We start from the raw sequence: 17,565 nt of genomic DNA, 5'->3' as shown, positions 1-17,565 counted from the left end.
GGTCGGGAATATACTTCTACTAAAGGATTAGTAAATGTAAAGCTAAACCTTAATTAATGTGATCTGGGCGAAAACAAGAGGTTTAGCAGACGGCGTACAACGAGCCGATGAAAGTACCACTCATCGCATTGTTAAAGACGGGTGCAACAAATTATGGAACGCACCTAAGTACCTAATACCTACCAGATAGGTGAAGTTTACCAAATCTTAGCCAAAGATAATCTAGAACTCAGGGGCAAGAGTGGCTGCTGGGGGATTGTCAGTCAAGTAAATGAGTTCAGTTGCACGGTAAGGATGTGGGATGGAGAGTACGCCGTTGGGTTACAGTACCTGAAGTCCTTCAACTACCTGCCCCAGGGGGGTGAGCAGATGCTGGGACTTGATAATAAGTAACACATTTTAGCTAAACCATCTGGTAGTGGTAGATATGTACTGAACCAAACAACTCAGTTCTTGTGTTTCTGAGATCCTTGAGCGTTAATGCTGTTAGGGAATTCGTTCTGTTCTATATACTCAGTAATTAGCCGCACTACTACGTCTGTCATTTCTTCACCATTTAGTTTACAGACGGTTTCAAGTCTGTCAAGTGGTAACTGACTTATCTCGATCCGCTTCTGTTTTTGTAATGTGTTACGAGATGTTACTATACTTCCACTTGTAATAATTAAGGCTAATACAGAAGGAAAAAATGGTACCCAAGCACCCCAGATTAACAGACCAAAGCACAATAAATACAGAACACCAGACGTAAGTGCAACTGCCAATGCCAACCGAAGGAATGATTTACAACGCCACGCTAGCACCCCCCCAAAAAAAGACCAGCTCCAAATCAATAAGAATTCACCCCATTTAGGCCAATACCAAATGAGTGGACGTTCATCCAAAACAGCGCTGACAATCTGGCTAACTGCGTGAGCATGGATTTCCACTCCATAAACTTGACCTGGCTGTGTAGATTTGACAGATGAAATTATGGAATTACTGGTATAAACGTCATTAAAACTAAGGGCAGTGAGCCCAACTAAAACTATGCGATCGCGCAACCAACTAGGTTGAAAATTTCCATTTGTAATATCTCGTAGTGATAAAATCCGAAATGGATGTTTACCCGTACGAAAGTTAAGTAGCACTTGAACTCCACCATCATCAACGCCAACGTATCCACCAAAATTATGGGTGATTCGGGGTAATTCAATATCACGAATTCTTATTGTATTTGGGTCATTTTTTCCCGTTTCTAATTCAATTCCTTTCGTATTTAAATACTTAGCAGCTAACTGCAATGCTAAAGAATATTTATCTTCATTGATATTATTAGGATTTGGTGTATACAACAAATAGCGTCGATTTCTACTATCTTTATCTTTAAGTAAATCGACAAACCCAATTCTTTCGGGTGGCAAGCTCTGGGGTGGTGAAGTTTCTGCCGGTGGTAAAATTTTTTCAATGCCAATAATATTAGAATTCGACCGTAATACCTGCGCTAGTTGTTCGCCACCAGGTTTAACAGGAATATTTTTGAAAATATCCAAACCAATAGCTAGGGGTTTATAAGTTTCCAGGTTGGCAAGTAACTCTGCAATCTTTTCATCTGTAACTGGATATTGGTTAAGCCATTCAATATCCTTTTCGTTAATACCTACAATCACAATTCGGTCATCTATTGGTTCAGAAGGACGTATTGGTAGCATCTGGTCATAAGCTATTAATTCTCCAGCTTGTAGAACTCCTAACTGTCGCATTCCCAGAATCAAAAGTGTTACAACTACGCTTACCAAAAGAACTGTTTGAAATGTTAATACCTTTAACGTAATTGGCAGATTTTCTTTAAGCCATCTTTCATCAAAAACTTTCTTGTAGATCATATTGCGTACGCGTAATCTAGCGTTTTCGCTACACACAACACCTGAAAGTTTTAAATGTGATTGAATTAGAGACTGCTCTTTATCAAAGATAATACGCTTTCCACGGCGGATCTCGCCGTAGGTAAACAAGACACGGAATATATCGGGTGATCTTTTTGTTAACATATCGCGCACAAACTGCAAGTTATTATCTTGCTTGCTCATTGCACCAAAGAATGTGCTGCTGACTACATGCTCAATATCTACTTGTGACCAACTCTTCTTGCCTTTTTCCGTTATGGCACGGCAGAGACGCTGCGTTAAATAGGGGTGTCCCCCTGTCCACTTGAGTGCCCAGCGCAGTACTTGCTGTGCTTCCTTAGTAGGTAAACCCAATCCATCAGCTAGAGGTAAAGCTTCCTCAAAGGTAAAATCCATCAAATCTAAACGTTGAGCAATATTAAATGGTGTACGCCTGGGATCGCGGATTAAATCGCCGGGTGTTGCTACTCCCATCAACACTAAAGAAAGACGCTGAAACTCAGGATTAGTAGCACGAGCAACGTAGAGATAACGAATCGCCGTATAAAAATCATCAGTAAAATTTAGACTAAGGGTGGAATCAATTTCATCGACAAAAATCACTACTTGCTCTTCTACCTCAGCCAATAATACCTTCTCAAAAAATAGCGTCAGTCGTTGCGAAACTCCTAAATGTTCGTGTTCACGCCACCAACTCACCACATCTGTATCCAACATAAGTTGGTCATCTAGCTTTACCAAAAAGCCAAGATACCATTGTTCTGCTGTAACCTGCACCCCTAATTCTTGAAGGTCAACAATGATCGAAGTAATACCTTCCTGGGTAAGAGTCTCTGCCGTGCGTACCATCAAACTAGACTTACCCATCTGACGCGGTGTAAGAACATAAGCAAAAGTGGCTGTTTGACATAAATTCAGCAACTCCTCGTCAGCCTGACGGGAAATATAAATTCCACCACCAGCCTGCACAGTTCCGCCGATGGTGTAAATGCTTGTTTCAGCCACGAAGGTTCTCCCGAAAATAATCAGCGTAAAGTTGGCAACGGGGCATTACTATCCGTCTTTCTCGGCGCACTAAACCTGCACCTCGCAGACGAAAGAAAACACGTTCATCTTCACAGGTATTGTATCGAATAACTTGCTGCATCCCTTGCACTAACTCAGTTTTGTTATGCAATCGGAATAAATGGTTACGCAGATGATTGCCAAATAGGCCATTATCAGCAGTAGCGTTAGCAAATAGTTCATTGCTAGAGAGGCGCTGGCTGGCAACCCAGTAAAACGCCAACCTGACTAGATAAGGATGTCCATCCAGCAATGCTATTAATTGTCGTTCTTCGTTGAAATTGAGGGGTGAACCATGACGGCGGTTGAGGTCGGCAACCTGTTCTGCTGTAAAATCTTCTAAATCGATAACTACTCCCACATTAAAAGGTGATTGGTTGAGATTATCAATTAACTGATAAGGTTCAGTGGATGTCACAAGCACTAAATCTAGTTTTTTCCAAATGGGAGTAGTCGCACGGCTATTGTGCCAACTTCGCAGCATACCAAAGAAATCAGAACGGAACTCGCTATCGAAAATGCTTTCTACTTCATCCATTGCCAGAACCAAAGGCTGAACAACCTCCTTCAATAAGTAGCGACTAACATAGCGAGTACAACATTGGCTATTACCCAAAGGCATCTGCCAGTACTTATCTACTTGATCTGCCATTTCTAATTCATCGGTTAGCCAAGAGCAAAACTGGCGAAAGAAGCTGTCAGCATTGTTTAAAGTGGCTTTGTCAAACAATTGAAAATCCAGAAATGCTACCCGCTTACCTCCTGCAACAGCAGCATTAATAGTACGAATTAACAACGAACTTTTGCCCATCTGCCGAGGGCCTTTAATAGTGATAGTTACACCCTGCCGCTTAATTGCTTCTAAAGCAAGTGGATCTGATGAACGTTCCACGTAAAATTTCGATTCACAGTCCATCGTTCCTTCGGGCATTTCCAGCGAAACTGGCTGTGCAGAGGCAAAAGGTTGGGGCAACCATGAAGGGATACTTTGGATAATATCAGCTTTTGTTTGTACTGTACCGATACTTAACTTCTCACCAGAGATCGCCTGATTTAACTCTGCAATCAGGTGTAGTGTATCTTCCATTCCTTGCCAAAATGCCCAGTTAATATTATTTAAATAAGCATTTAGGGGATACTGAAACGGCTCCCGATATGCCAAACGTACTGGCAGAATTGCAGGTTTACCACCTTGTAATTGTGCTAAGTTATGCGCCATTTTAATTTCTGACTCGACCATCTCGCTATGAATTGACTGTGGTGACAAGAAGGTGATGAGAAAATCTGCTTGGCGGATTTCTGTTTCAATGCGTTCGACCCAATGCGTACCTACTAACATCGTTTGGTCAATAAATACTTGATGATGTCGTGCTAGTGCTTGGAAAACTTGCAATGCTACTGATTCATCGGGATCTACATTACGCTTATAACTAATGAAAATACGTTTAAACTGTAATGGTTGCTCAGTATTAATTACATTATTTCGATATTTGAGGACGGGCGTTGCTGATTCTGGAATATTTTCTAAAGCAATAGATACGCAACCAAATTTATAAGCATCCTCGTAGGATCTTCCAGCACCAAGGGCATCGTAAAATCCGACTGCAAACTTAATAGCTGCCCCATCTCCTATTGCTTGACTCATGCCCACCACATAATTAATATGCTGGGAAATTGCCTCTGCTTGCGTCTGACTATAACAGGCATTTAATAATACACACTCAATCCCATGAAATAAAGAAAATAGTGTTGATAGTGCCTCACTACTCACCAGCTGCATATTCCCGGTGTTATCTTCTAGAGCTAAACCTTGATCTCCTGCTCCATGCCCAGAAAAATGGATAATCTCAGGATTGTGATCTAGAAGGGCGCGACGTAAATCGTCAGGACGTACTGCCCACTTAGTGATAATTACAAACTGCTCTCTAATTTTCGCACGTTCTAATCCTGCCTGAATTTCTCTGGCTTCTTCATCCAGGCGCAGTCTAGTCGAATTTTTAGGATTAGCCGACAAAATCAGGATTGTTTTCACAGTATTATCAATTATTTTAAGTTTTCTAAATTCGGCATAGCTTAAATTAAGCAGTTTTAAGCATTGTAGTTATAAATATTACTAAATTTTACTGAAGACAGTGATATTAATCAAATTTTGAATTTTGCTCAATACCTATAAAAACACTCTAGTTTTTTAGTTAAAGATATACTATCAATAAATTTATAATAGGGTTAACTAATTTGTAATAATAGTTAATTAGGAATATAACAGCAGTGGCAGTGCAAGTATGCCTATGAGAAATCGGATTAAGGAATTTGTTGATAGCAGAGGAATAAGCGTTTATCAGTTCTGGCAAGAAACTGGTATTAGCCGGACTACTGCATATAATCTGTACAACAATTCCGCTCAGTATCTTGGCAGAGATGTCATGGACGCGATTTGTAGTCGATACAACATACAACCAGATACTTTATTGAAATGGATACCAGCCCAGGAGTTGAACAATGCTGATTAATCCTGCCACTATCGATCCTCTTGCCTTACCTTCAGTATCTCTTCAAGAGCGATCGCAGTTACCAGCAAGGTCATGCATCTATTTTGCTATAGATTCTCAAGGCGTAGTGCAGTATATCGGTAGAACCGTCAATCTCAAAAATAGATGGAGTAGTCATCACTGTTATGGTCATCTAAAAAGAATAGGTAATGTCCGAATTGCTTACATTGAGGTTTCCGACCATAATCTTTTGGCTGAAATTGAAAATGCGCTGATCAGTCACTTTAATCCACCGCTTAATACTTTTCAGTTATGGAGTAAGTCTTATCAGAATATTCCTCCAGGCGCGGTGAAAATCAGACGCTACACAGACATTGAAATTTCAGGTTTAGGAGGAAAAATTAAACAAGCTAGAAAAGCTGATGGGCGTTCAGTCGAGGTTTTGGCAGGAGAAGCTGATATTAGCCGATCTTACTGGCACGATATTGAGGCAGAACGAATACGAGATGCTTTGCCTGAAGACACATTAAGGAAAATTGAGCGAGTACTTGGTATTGACTTAGGAGTGAAATTCGATGATTAACCACTCCTCTCGCCTTGCCCTTAGTTTTTTACGAGCGATTGTAGCTCCTGACTACAACCATAAAATTGTTATCTAGTCTGAGAAATACCATTTGAAAGGGTGGAATCATGACTAAACCATCCTCGAACCGCAAAAAAGCCACCTCTGCTGTCTCCAACAATTTAAAAGCAAGCGCTAGTTCTGCCCAAGACATCTTTGATCCAGAAAATCCAGCTTCAGCAACGATTACGGTTAGTGCTGCTGAAGTAGAGGAGTTGTCTGAGGCGGAAGAACGCGATCGCCTTCACCTAGAGCGGCGTGTGGAAAGAGCGTTTTTTGAGGCAGGTAAGGCACTGGCCGAATTGCGCGATCGCAGGTTATATCGCTCTACGCACAAAACCTTCGAGCAATATTGCAAAGATAGGTTTGGGTACACGCGGATAGCAGCCAGCTACAAGATTGCCGCAGCGACAGTCATGGACAATTTGTTAACCAATGGTTTACAAAAAGAGGAAATAGCTACGGATGAATTACAGACTCCAAAAATGTTAACCAATGGTTTACAAATTCTGCCAAATAATGAACGTCAAGTACGCCCTTTGGTTTCTTTAGAGCCAAAAGTGCAAAGAGAAGCTTGGCAGAAGGCAGTGGAGGAAGCGGGTGGTAAAGTTCCAAGTGGTAGGATTGTGAAGAATGTGGTGCAGCGCATTATTGAGCGAACCAGAGTACCAAATACCTACCAGCTAGGCGAAGTCTGTCAAATTCTTGCAAAGGACAACCCAGAACTCAGAGGTAAAGGTGGATGCTGGGGTATAGTCAACCATGTTGGTGAGTTCAGTTGTACAGTCACGATGTGGGATGGAGAGTACACCGTCAGAATCGACCACCTGAAGCCACTGAATTACCTGGAGTCGGAATGTCAGCAGATGCATCAGATTAGCGATCGCATCAGTAGATTACGGGACAGTGGCAAGCTAGAAGCTTCAGCAGAGGCAGTTTTAAAGTGTTTAGGAGAGTTGAAGCGCCCATATTTGACCCAGTTTGAAGAAGAGCTTTTGAGTTTTATTGAACAGAAATGCCAAGTTGAGGATTAGTCGAGACGAGCTTTCCTGTTCAAAATACTGCTTCTTCCAAGACATCGGATACCCAAAACAGATACATCAGACAAACCCGGCGCTGTATAGGTGAGTGCTGGCTTCTATTCGTTACCTCATATCTATGGTTGCTCCAATATCTACTTTTGGAGGATAGTATTCAAATTGAAAGCTATTACCACTTTCCATGACTCTTCTTAATTCTTCGTAGAAAGAATAATTCCCATCAACACCACTTAAATTTACCCAAGCATGAGAGTGAGTTAATGCAACGAACAGTTGGTTTCTCAGTTTAACATCACTTTCATTACTAGCAATATGTCTAAACCAACAATGTAAACCATATTTGCTTCATTGCTTTTTACTCTGTGAATACGTAAGGATTCAGATGGCAGAGTATTGACAAGGGGGACACTTGAGGGGGAGTATTACAAATATGAACCAAAACCTGCCTCAAGATATAGACCGAGAAAGCTTGAACCAGTTATCGAAACAAGGACTGGTGGAGATAATTATTGAGCAGAGCAAGGTAATACGTGAGTTACAGAAAATAATCTACGAACTACACCTTGAAGTAGAACGGTTAAAAGTCAGCAGAGATTTGGACAGCAAGACTTCATCAAGACCACCATCTGGGGACATTCTGAAAAAGAGCAAAAACAAAAAAGCACCCTTGGAAGAAGAACCAAACCATCTTATTGTAGCGCAATTAGTAGAACGTCCAATTGAAATAGTGGAAGATCATAGTGTTTACAATGGTTGCCAAGTTGTGCAAGAGCAAAAATGTTTAGCACCTCTACCCCGGCACTTCAAAAAACTAATTATTCTTCCAGTTCTTCACAACCAAGCTATCGGTGAAACGTTTGTTAATTTAATTGATGAAGCTTTTAGCAATTATGCTCTATGGTTTGAAACTCTTGATTCAAGTAGTTATAAAGATTGGGTCAATAAATTCAAAGCTAAGTTGCACTCATCACTCAATCAGTGGATTGACAAAGCAGGAGCAACAGCAGGTCAGCTTTTACGTTCTTTGCGCGATCAAGCAAGCCAATGCTGGTATTTTCTTGACCATCCTGAAGCTCCTCCTGATAATAATCAGGCTGAACGATCGCTGCGTTTGCCTGTGACAAAACGTACTTATTTACTTCCTCAACATTAGACCTGAATCCTTACCTCCGTTGTGTTCAATATGGGAACAAAAGACTCTCTTAAAACATCTTCTAATGATACTAATACCCTTTAATTAAGGAACATTGAGGAGAATGGCTGATAAACAAGATAACCAAAATCCCGATACAGTATTCAAGACACAAACCCGTGTTGTCCGAATCTATCAGCGTGAATATCAGCTACCAGTATTGTTAAGTGAAAGCTTTCAGCAGCGAAACAGCGATATCCGTCAACGATGCCAGTTGGTAAAAGAGGGTAGACGAACATTTCTGGGACTGAGCCGCAAGCCTCTCAGCGTCGATGAAAGCCTTGAGAATCTCAATACCCTCATGAACGACTATGAGTCGATTATCGATTTTATCCAGGCTCAAAAAACAGTTTATACTCAATTCTTTGCTGATCTAGTTGATGAGATTAAATGCATTACTACAAAAAAATACCAAAAAATTTCTGCCCTAGAAGACAAGCGAACTATTTTGGTAAGACGAGCTGGACAAGATCCAGATCTGCAACTCATCTATAGTAATCAGCAATCTCAACTTTTAAAAGCAGCTCAATTGGTTGGTAGTGCTTCACTATTAATGTTGAAGAAGCTGGAATTAATCCAAGGTGCGTTTGCCAAGTTAGCTGACGATCAGGAGGTTCAACGACAGGTTTTTGATGAGATGCTCGGTCATTTACGCATTTATAGCGAGACTCATAAGCTTCAGAAAGAAATTGCCGACATCCAGCAAGAAGCAGCGGAGATGGCAAGAGGTGCCATTGATTTTGACAAATATATTGGGGAATACTTAGGTTCTTTACAAGGTTTGATTAATGAAGTGGTCAACATTGATCAGAAGCTGTCAATAGGGTTAGAGGAGATTAAGGATCTTACTAACATAATCCTGGGTGAAGCAGAAAATTCCTCAATTAACAGCGATTCGGGATTCTCAGATAGCTTAATGAGCTGGTTGACACAATCTAGTCTCAAGGAAAGTAGACTGACTGACGCATTGAAAGAAGCCGAAAAACAGACTCTTTTTACCGCAGAAATAGATCTTCAGATGTTTCTAGCTAACACTGAATCTGATTCAGTACTAGAAACCTTAGCAAAAATCCAGGGACATTTAGAACCATTTTTCAACTCTAACAATGCTATAGTTTACAAAAATCGAGGGATTGCTTGCCGGAATAAAAAAGATTACGAAGGTGCCATTGCTGACTTCAGCCAAGCCCTAAAACTTGACCCTAACTACACTGAGGCTTACTACAACCGAGGGTTTGCTTACTTCGATTTAAAAGACTACGACAGCGCCATTGCTGACTTCAGCCAAGCTCTGAAACTTGACCCCTCCAAAGCCACAGATTACTACAACCGAGGGCTTGCTAACGCTTACTACAACCGAGGGTTTGCTTACTTCGATTTAAAAGACTACGACAGTGCCATTGCTGACTTCAATCAAGTCTTGAAACTTGACCCTAACTACTTCAACCAAGTCCTGAAACTTGACTCTAGCTATACAGAGGCTTACTACAACCGAGGAATTGCTTATTACAACAAACAAGACTATGACAGCGCTATTGCTGACTTTAACCAAGTCCTGAAATTTGACTCTAGCTACACAGAGGCTTACTACAACCGAGGAGTTGCTTATTACAACAAACAAGACTATAACAGCGCCATTGCTGACTTCAACCAAGTCCTGAAACTTGACCCCTCCAAAGCCACAGATTACTACAACCGGGGGCTTGCTAACGCTTACTACAACCGAGGGTTAGGGTTTGCTTACTTCGATTTAAAAGACCACGACAGCGCCATTGCTGACTTCAACCAAGCCCTGAAACTTGACTCTAGCTATATTGAGGCTTACTACAACCGAGGAGTTGCTTATTACAACAAACAAGACTATGACAGCGCCATTGCTGACTTCAACCAAGCCCTGAAACTTGACCCCTCCAAAGCCACAGATTACTACAACCGAGGGCTTACTAACGCTTACTATAACCGAGGTTTTGCTTACTTCGATTTAAAAAACTACGACAGCGCCATTGCTGACTTTAACCAAGTCCTGAAACTTGACCCTAACTACACTGAGGCTTACTACAACCGAGGGTTTGCTTACTTCGATTTAAAAGACTACGACAGCGCCATTGCTGACTTTAACCAAGTCCTGAAACTTGACCCTAACTACACTGAGGCTTACTACAACCGAGGGCTTGCTTACCGTAACAGAAAAGACTACGAGAGTGCCATTGCTGACTTTAACCAAGTCCTGAAACTTGACTCTAAATACACTGAGGCTTATAACAACCGAGGGAATTACTACTCTAACAAAAAAGACTATGACAGGGCTATTGCTGACTTTAACCAAGCCCTGAAACTTAACCCTAACTACACTGAGACTTATAACAACCGAGGAAATGCTTATTATAACAAAAAAGACTACGACAGCGCCATTGCTGATTACAACCAAGCACTGAAACTTAACCCTAACTACACCATTGCTTATTACAACAGAGGAAATGCTTATAAAAATAAAGGCAACAAGGATCAAGCCGTGGAAGATTACAAGAAAGTCCTCGAATTAAACCGTGATGTTCAGTTAAGCCAACGTGCCGAAAAACAACTTCAAGAGTTACTGTAGTGAAATTGCTATTATAGGATTTACGCAAAAGTACACGCCCTCTGGGGCAATTCATGAATTGCCCCTACCTGAAAATAAGGGTTTCGGTTATTGTTTGCGTAAGTCCTATATTAATAAAATTACGCGATCGCAGATTATATCGCTCCACGCACAAAACCTTTGATGAATACTGTTTAGACAGGTTTGGCTACAATCGTTCCCGTTCTTACCAGCTAGTTGATGCGGCAGTTGTTGTGGACATTTTTCCGACAGCAGAGGGGCAAGTTCGACCCATGACAAAGCTTGAACCCCAGGAACAGCAAGAAGTGTGGCTAAGAGCAGTAGAACTTGCTGGTGGGAAAGTGCCGACTGGTAGAATCGTGAAAGATGTTGTGCAGCGCATCATGGAGCGTACCCAAGTACCTAATACTTACCAAATCGGTGAAGTCTGCCAAATCTTAGTTAAGGACAACCCGGAACTCAGAGGAATGGGTGGGTGTTGGGCAATTGTCAGCGCAGTGAATGACTTTAGTTGCACCGTGAGAATGTGGGATGGTGAATACACAGTTGGATTGCAACATTTGAAATCTTACGAATACTTGCCTGAAGAATGTGAGCAGATACAGTCCTTGAGCGATCGCATCAGTCGAGTGTATTCCGATTCGCTGGAGGAGACAGTCAAAAGTCTGTTGCAGTTGTTGGGGAAGCTAAATCGGCCTTATCTAACTGAGTTGGAAGAAAAACTTCTGAGCCTTTTAGAGTCCGAAGTTAAAGTGTAATAGCTAACTGTGTTGTAAGCTCTTCATAAAACTGTTCATGTGAACCTGAATAATTTTCTGCATCCAGACGTGTTAAGTATTCCTTCTTGCCTGTGTAAGGATTAGGGATATAGCTGTAAATGTACAGTTTTCTGGATTCGGGATTTTCAGACCAACCAATATTGAACGCAGCATACTTGGGAAAAAAGGTGATTGCATTGTAATAATCAATGCGATCGTGAATCCACCATGCTAAGGCTGTCCAATTGGCAGTTTTCTCATAATAATCAATGAAAGAATTCACAATAATGCAGGCTGTAGCACCCATATAACCTTGAGCGTCTGGAACATCCCAGATATGAACTGCATAGTTAGATACGTTACTAGCACAATTGTACTGGTTTTTATTTTCTGCACCTTTAGCATTGACAGCAGATGATCGATATCCAGAGCGAATGCTGATTCTTCCGAAAGCTTGTTGAATTGGTTCTAGAACTTGTTCACAAAGACTTTTGCCGGAGGCGATCGCCAAATCAGGATTATCTGGTATATTTGGGATTCCTTCAATTTGAGAAATTTCTGAGTGTAGAAAATCACGCATAAAAAAGTTTTTTGACAAACGTACCCGACCTAATTCTTCCAATGACCTGACAGTTTGTGGTCTTTTCATTATTTTTAATTTAATTTGACGCGACGAATACTCGCAAATATACCTTGAGTGATGCACTGGAAACGATGCCTGCGGCGAACTACGCCGAAACAGTTATCAACTACTTCCAAAATCTACTTTGCAATCAACTCTGAAAAAATATTGTTGAACAGGAGGAGCAAAGGGATCGCCTAGCAGATTACAGTTATTAAATGTATTCTTTCGATAATCATTGGGAAAGTATAAAATAAAACTGTTTTTGGCAGTATATTATTTGTAACAGTAATTAACCCTTAGTTAGCAAGATAGCTCTGTGTTATTGGAGTATTTTAATGAGCTTGATTAACCTGGATCTGGTCTTCAACGCAATTACTAGCATCGCCAACCCTTTGATTAAAGAAAAAATTCTGCGTTCGGAGACTGTAATTAAGTTACTCCAGCAATTTCACCTCGATCCAGAGCATCCACCTGCTGATTTTAGTGGTGTTTATGCTTACGCCCTAGTAGAATATGGCGTAGGCAAACCTAAGCCATTGCTCGAATTGTTCCGACAAAAAGTAATTAAACAAGCTTTTCGCACAGCATTAGACCACAATAACCCCTCAATTCTCCTTTCTGAGGTTGATGCTTTTCTAGATACCTATACCTTGGGTGATGACATCAGTAGTTTAGAACTTGATGTCAGGCGAGAAGTGGCTGAATTTGCAACTGTATTTATCGAAGTTGCTAAACGCACTCGCACACCCTCTGATGTTTTGCTAAACCAGAAAATTGGTTCTCTACATAAAAGGATTGCTTGTATCCAAGAACAACTGGAAAGATTGCCGACGCTGGAGGGAATTCGGACAGAAATAGCAAGGTTGGCAGTAGAGAATTATCCTGCACTACCAGGAACTGCGACTGAAAATCAATGTAGAGCGATCGCACTAGCCCAGCAGATGCGAGGATGGTTTGAAACCTTGGGCTATGACTTTGAAAAATATGAAATCTGGGCAGAGGAATATTTTGAATGGATAATTCACATCCCAGTACGTCGCAGTTATGACCGTATTCTTATATGTGGCGTTGCAGGAGAGGTGGGACTGAGTGATGTCATGGCGTTGCGTTCCTCAGTTGAAGAACAAAAAACTGATGAAGGATGGTTGGTAACTACCCGCCGGATTTCCCGCGCAGCAAGGGATGAAGTCAAGAAGGAAGAAAATCATCGCCTTGACTGCTTTACATTTGACGAACTGATTGACTTAGATGCTGACTTTAATAGTTATCTCGACTGGTTAGAAGTAGAAATCAAACGTCGAAAAATTGATACCAAGTATGTACCGCTTGCTTGTACTAAAGAAGAAATTGAGCCAATTACTAAGCGGCGAATTGGGGTGAGTCGATATGAGGAAGAGGACGGCTGGATTGATGGTTACATCGATTTGTGGCTGGATGACCCTGCCAAAGAGCATATTTCAATTTTGGGAGAATTTGGTACAGGTAAAACTTGGTTTGTCTTTCACTATGCTTGGACAGCATTAGAACGTTACCGCGATGCTCAAAAACGTGGCGTTGAACGTCCCCGTCTACCTTTGGTAATTACCTTGCGTGACTTTGCCAAAGCACTAAATGTTGAGAATGTTTTGGCAGGTTTCTTTTTTACCCAACACAATATCCGCATCAACAGCGAAGTCTTTGACCAACTCAATCGCATGGGTAAGTTGCTGCTCATTTTCGATGGCTTTGACGAAATGGCAGCAAAAGTTGACCGCCAACAGATGATTAACAACTTTTGGGAACTGGCGAAGGTGGTAGTTCCCAGTGCTAAAGTCATCCTCACCTGTCGTACTGAGCATTTTCCAGAGGCGAAGGAAGGACGTGCTTTACTAAATGCAGAACTACAAGCATCAACTAAAAAATTAACTGGCGAAACACCTCAATTTGAAGTCTTGGAACTGGAGAAATTTAACGACGAACAAATTCGGCAGTTATTGTCATACCAAGCTGAACCAGCAACAGTTGAACAAGTAATAGGCAATCCGCAATTATTAGATTTAGCCCGTCGCCCGGTGATGACTGAATTAATTTTAGAAGCATTGCCAGATATTGAGGCGGGTAAACCTGTGGATATGCCACGGGTTTACTTGTATGCAGTACGGCGCAAGATGGAACGGGACATCAAAGCGGAGCGTACTTTTACTTCCCTTGCAGATAAGCTGTATTTTCTGTGCGAGTTGTCTTGGGAAATGCTGTCTAATGACCAAATGAGCCTGAATTATCGGCTGTTCCCAGAATGTATTCGCTACTTATTTGGTTCTGTTGTTCAAGAACAGAAGGATTTAGACCACTGGCATTATGACATGATGGCGCAGACGATGCTTGTCCGCAATGCTGATGGTGACTATACTCCAGCGCATAGATCGCTGTTAGAGTTTTTTGTGGCGTATAAATTTGCAGCAGAGTTGGGGGCGTTGGCTAGCGATTTTACGGAATTAGCCCAAGCACAGTCAGGTTTGGATAGCAGTACAGCGCTTGTTGATTATACTTGGTCTGGTTATTTTTCGCGTCAATTGGATAATACTGGGTGTATGGCGATGCCTGCGGCAACCCCTTTGGGGAACGCACCGCTCAGGCAATTTAGAAGTGAGCCTTTGAATAAGTTGAGAGAGACTTTTGGTAAAGTGCCTTTGACAAAAGCAGTGATGGATTTACTTTTGCCGATGTTAGGTGATAACGAGTTTCTTATTAAAGTTATTGAGGCGACACGGGGCAAAAGTGAGCATGAAGCGGGTTATGTTGGCGGGAATGCAGCGACGTTAGCAGTGAAAGTTGATCAGGCTGCGTTGGAAGGGAGAGATTTTAGTGACACAGTAATAAAGGGTGCTGATTTTAGTAATGCTCGCTTACAGTATGTTAATTTTAACGGAACGAATTTAGTTGATTCAACTTTTACTCAACTTTTTAGCAGAGTTCATTGTGTTGCATTTAGTCCTGACGGTAAATTTTTAGTGGCAAGTGACTCAATAGGTCAAATTTACCTATGGAAAATAGGAGAAGAGAAACAAATTTTTGCATTTCAAGCGGATACTCTTTGGATATGGTCAATCGCTTTTAGTCCAGATGGTAATATTTTTGCCACTGCTGGGGGAAGTAAAACTATAAAATTATGGGATTTAAAAACAGGTCAACTTCTAAAAACTTTAACAGGACATACCAATTCTATACGAACATTATCTTTCAGTTTAGACGGGCAAATTATTGCTAGTGCAGGCGAAGATGAAACTATACGTCTGTGGGATATTAATTCAGATGAGCATTTAAAAATCAATCTTGAAGATACTAATAGAGTCAATTCAATTGCTTTTAGCCCTGATGGAAAAATAATTGCGACCAGTAATTATAATGCTAAAAAAATATGTTTTTGGGATGTTAAAACAGGAGAATGTATAAACATCTTTAAAGGAGATACTGGTCAGATAAAATCTATTTCTTGGAAATCTGATGGTACGAGTATTGTGAGTGGAAGCGCTGATGGAACTATATGTATCTGGGATATAAACACAGGTAATTGTCTTAAGACTTTATATGGGCATAGCGATGCAATTGAGTCAGTTGCTTTCAGCCACGATAATCAAATTATCGCTAGTGCTGGTGATGATAAGACAATTAAGTTATGGGATGTTAATAAAGGTATATGCCAAAAAGTTTTAGAAGGACATAATCAATCAATTTCATCAATTGTATTCAGTCCTGATAGTAAAATTTTGGCAAGTGGGAGCGAAGATCAAACTGTTAGATTGTGGGATGTTATAGAAGGTAAATGTCTCAAAATTTTACAAGGATACAGAAATAATCGGATATGGTCAACTATTATTAGTCCTGATGGTCAACTTATTGCCAGTGCTGGTGAAGAAAATATTATTAGGTTATGGTCTACAGCCGAAGGTAAGTGCTTAAAAACTCTATACGGACACTTGAAATGGTGTTGGTCATTAAGTTTCAGTCCAAATGGAAAAATACTTGCTAGTGGTAGTGATGATAAAACAATCAGGCTTTGGAATGTTACTACGGGCGAATGTTTTCATATTTTACAGGGACATTCTGGTAGAGTTCGATCTATCAAATTTAGCCCTGATGGGAAAATACTTGCTAGTGCAAGTTCTGATGGAAGCATCAAAATTTGGGATATAAAATTAGGTCAATGTATAAATACTTTGACAGGACATCTGAACCACGTAGAATCAATAAGTTTTAGTTCTAATGGAAAAACTCTTGTCAGCTGTGGTTATGACTGTTTAATTCGACTATGGGATTTAAATACTAGTGAATGTATAAAAATTTTTAGTGGACATACGGATCATGTCTATTCTGTTGCATTTAGTCCCAATGGCAATATGATTGCTAGTGTTAGTCGTGATCAAACAATAAAATGTTGGAACATAAACACAGGAGAATGTATTGAAAGTTGGCAAGCACACCTTTATGGTGGAGTTTCATCAGTAATTTTTAAAGACAATTTGAGTGTAGTAAGTTGCAGCACAGACAAAACTATAAAACTTTGGGACATAACAATAGGTGAATGTTTGAAAACTTTACATGGACACCTAGATGCAGTATGGTCAATTGCTATTGCTCTTGATAGTAGAATTCTTGTTAGTGGTAGCCAAGATGAAACAATCAAAATTTGGGATGTTGAAACTGGCGAGTGTTTAAAAACCCTGAGAAGCGATCGCCCTTATGAACGCATGAACATCACAGGCATTAAGGGTTTAACTTCAGCCGAAATGGCCACCCTCAAAGCATTAGGTGCAGTGGAAGAAGGCGAATAGATCAGAGAAGATATGTAAGAATGCTTAGGTGAGCGATCGCACTGCCAATTCTGACAGGTATATATGGATTGGAACGTAGCCCAGCAGAAATGTTTAGCGCATCTACGCCGTCATTTCAAAAAATTAATTCAGCTTCCAGGTCTTCACAACCAAGCTATTGGTGAAGCATTCGTTGATTTAATTGATGAAGCTTTTAGAAATTACGCTCAATGGTTTGAAACTCTATAGCTTTAGCTACTAATTATTTAATGTTTTATGTTAATTGCTGGATATTTCCTGGTTAATATTCATAGTAGAAATGTACTAGATTGAAAAGTTTAGTAACTTAGGTTTTAAAACTTTGTTGACTCAAAATTAATACAGTGCAATAGTTATCTAGAGGCTTGGGTTATTATACTTTTAAATAATGAGCAGAGCTTTTAGCTAGAACACCGATTCAGTAATCGGGGGATAAAAGAAAATTCAGTTGAGCGTGAAG

At 40.6% G+C, this 17,565-nt stretch carries 9 protein-coding genes and 2 pseudogenes; 8 read left to right on the top strand and 3 right to left on the bottom strand.

Annotated features, from left to right (window positions below; all coding sequences use genetic code 11):
- Positions 1-446: 446 nt before the first annotated feature.
- Together RM049_RS35610 and RM049_RS35605 are read right to left on the bottom strand one after the other, a co-directional pair.
- Complete coding sequence (locus RM049_RS35610; RefSeq protein WP_322707577.1) at positions 447-2,891, bottom strand: CHASE2 domain-containing protein; 2,445 nt, start codon at positions 2,889-2,891, stop codon at positions 447-449.
- Positions 2,884-4,983, bottom strand: coding sequence for an AAA-like domain-containing protein (locus RM049_RS35605; protein ID WP_322707576.1), 2,100 nt, complete (start codon positions 4,981-4,983; stop codon positions 2,884-2,886). The genes RM049_RS35610 and RM049_RS35605 overlap by 8 nt, the downstream gene beginning before the upstream one ends.
- A 250-nt stretch (positions 4,984-5,233) precedes the next feature.
- Between RM049_RS35605 and RM049_RS35600 the strand changes: the two genes are divergently transcribed.
- The 6 genes and pseudogenes from RM049_RS35600 to RM049_RS35570 all read left to right on the top strand — a co-directional run bounded on the left by RM049_RS35600 (position 5,234) and on the right by RM049_RS35570 (position 11,651).
- Positions 5,234-5,461 (top strand): helix-turn-helix transcriptional regulator, encoded by a 228-nt coding sequence (locus RM049_RS35600; RefSeq protein ID WP_322707575.1) that lies wholly within the window; start codon positions 5,234-5,236, stop codon positions 5,459-5,461.
- Positions 5,451-6,023, top strand: a complete 573-nt coding sequence (locus tag RM049_RS39490; RefSeq protein ID WP_416212685.1) for a GIY-YIG nuclease family protein — start codon at positions 5,451-5,453, stop codon at positions 6,021-6,023. Before RM049_RS35600 ends, RM049_RS39490 begins: the two co-directional genes overlap by 11 nt.
- Positions 6,024-6,130: 107 nt before the next feature.
- A complete protein-coding gene (locus tag RM049_RS35585) occupies positions 6,131-7,096 on the top strand; it encodes a hypothetical protein (protein WP_322707574.1) in 966 nt (321 codons plus the stop codon).
- 436 nt (positions 7,097-7,532) lie between these two features.
- Positions 7,533-8,231 (top strand): annotated as a pseudogene (locus tag RM049_RS35580) (IS66 family transposase); the annotation flags it as partial.
- A 127-nt stretch (positions 8,232-8,358) separates the two neighbouring features.
- Positions 8,359-10,893: a tetratricopeptide repeat protein gene (locus RM049_RS35575; protein ID WP_322707573.1), complete on the top strand. Its 2,535-nt coding sequence runs from the start codon at positions 8,359-8,361 to the stop codon at positions 10,891-10,893.
- Positions 10,894-10,946: 53 nt separating this feature from the next.
- Positions 10,947-11,651 carry a hypothetical protein gene (locus RM049_RS35570; protein WP_322707572.1) on the top strand — a complete coding sequence of 235 codons (705 nt, stop codon included), beginning with the start codon at positions 10,947-10,949 and terminating at the stop codon, positions 11,649-11,651.
- Here RM049_RS35570 and RM049_RS35565 read toward each other — a convergent pair.
- Positions 11,641-12,300, bottom strand: coding sequence for a peptidase M15 (locus RM049_RS35565; protein WP_322707571.1), 660 nt, complete (start codon positions 12,298-12,300; stop codon positions 11,641-11,643). The genes RM049_RS35570 and RM049_RS35565 overlap by 11 nt on opposite strands.
- A gap of 311 nt (positions 12,301-12,611) precedes the next feature.
- On the opposite strand from RM049_RS35565, the gene RM049_RS35560 reads away from it, so the two are divergent.
- Positions 12,612-17,087 (top strand): NACHT domain-containing protein, encoded by a 4,476-nt coding sequence (locus RM049_RS35560; RefSeq protein WP_322707570.1) that lies wholly within the window; start codon positions 12,612-12,614, stop codon positions 17,085-17,087.
- Positions 17,088-17,162: 75 nt separating this feature from the next.
- A pseudogene (locus tag RM049_RS35555) lies at positions 17,163-17,312 on the top strand (IS66 family transposase); the annotation flags it as partial.
- Positions 17,313-17,565 lie beyond the last annotated feature (253 nt).

The organism is Nostoc sp. DedQUE04 (assembly GCF_034530995.1).
In the GTDB taxonomy this organism is placed as follows: Bacteria; Cyanobacteriota; Cyanobacteriia; order Cyanobacteriales; family Nostocaceae; genus Nostoc.
The sequence above is the reverse complement of the archived record's forward strand: the minus strand, read 5'-3'. Positions and strand labels throughout refer to the sequence as shown.

Coding starts and splice junctions, on each gene's coding strand:
- RM049_RS35600 (WP_322707575.1), top strand. CDS start 5,234: ATGCCTATGAGAAATCGGATTAAGGAATTTGTTGATAGCAGAGGAATA.
- RM049_RS39490 (WP_416212685.1), top strand. CDS start 5,451: ATGCTGATTAATCCTGCCACTATCGATCCTCTTGCCTTACCTTCAGTA.
- RM049_RS35585 (WP_322707574.1), top strand. CDS start 6,131: ATGACTAAACCATCCTCGAACCGCAAAAAAGCCACCTCTGCTGTCTCC.
- RM049_RS35575 (WP_322707573.1), top strand. CDS start 8,359: ATGGCTGATAAACAAGATAACCAAAATCCCGATACAGTATTCAAGACA.
- RM049_RS35570 (WP_322707572.1), top strand. CDS start 10,947: ATGAATTGCCCCTACCTGAAAATAAGGGTTTCGGTTATTGTTTGCGTA.
- RM049_RS35565 (WP_322707571.1), bottom strand. CDS start 12,300: ATGAAAAGACCACAAACTGTCAGGTCATTGGAAGAATTAGGTCGGGTA.
- RM049_RS35560 (WP_322707570.1), top strand. CDS start 12,612: ATGAGCTTGATTAACCTGGATCTGGTCTTCAACGCAATTACTAGCATC.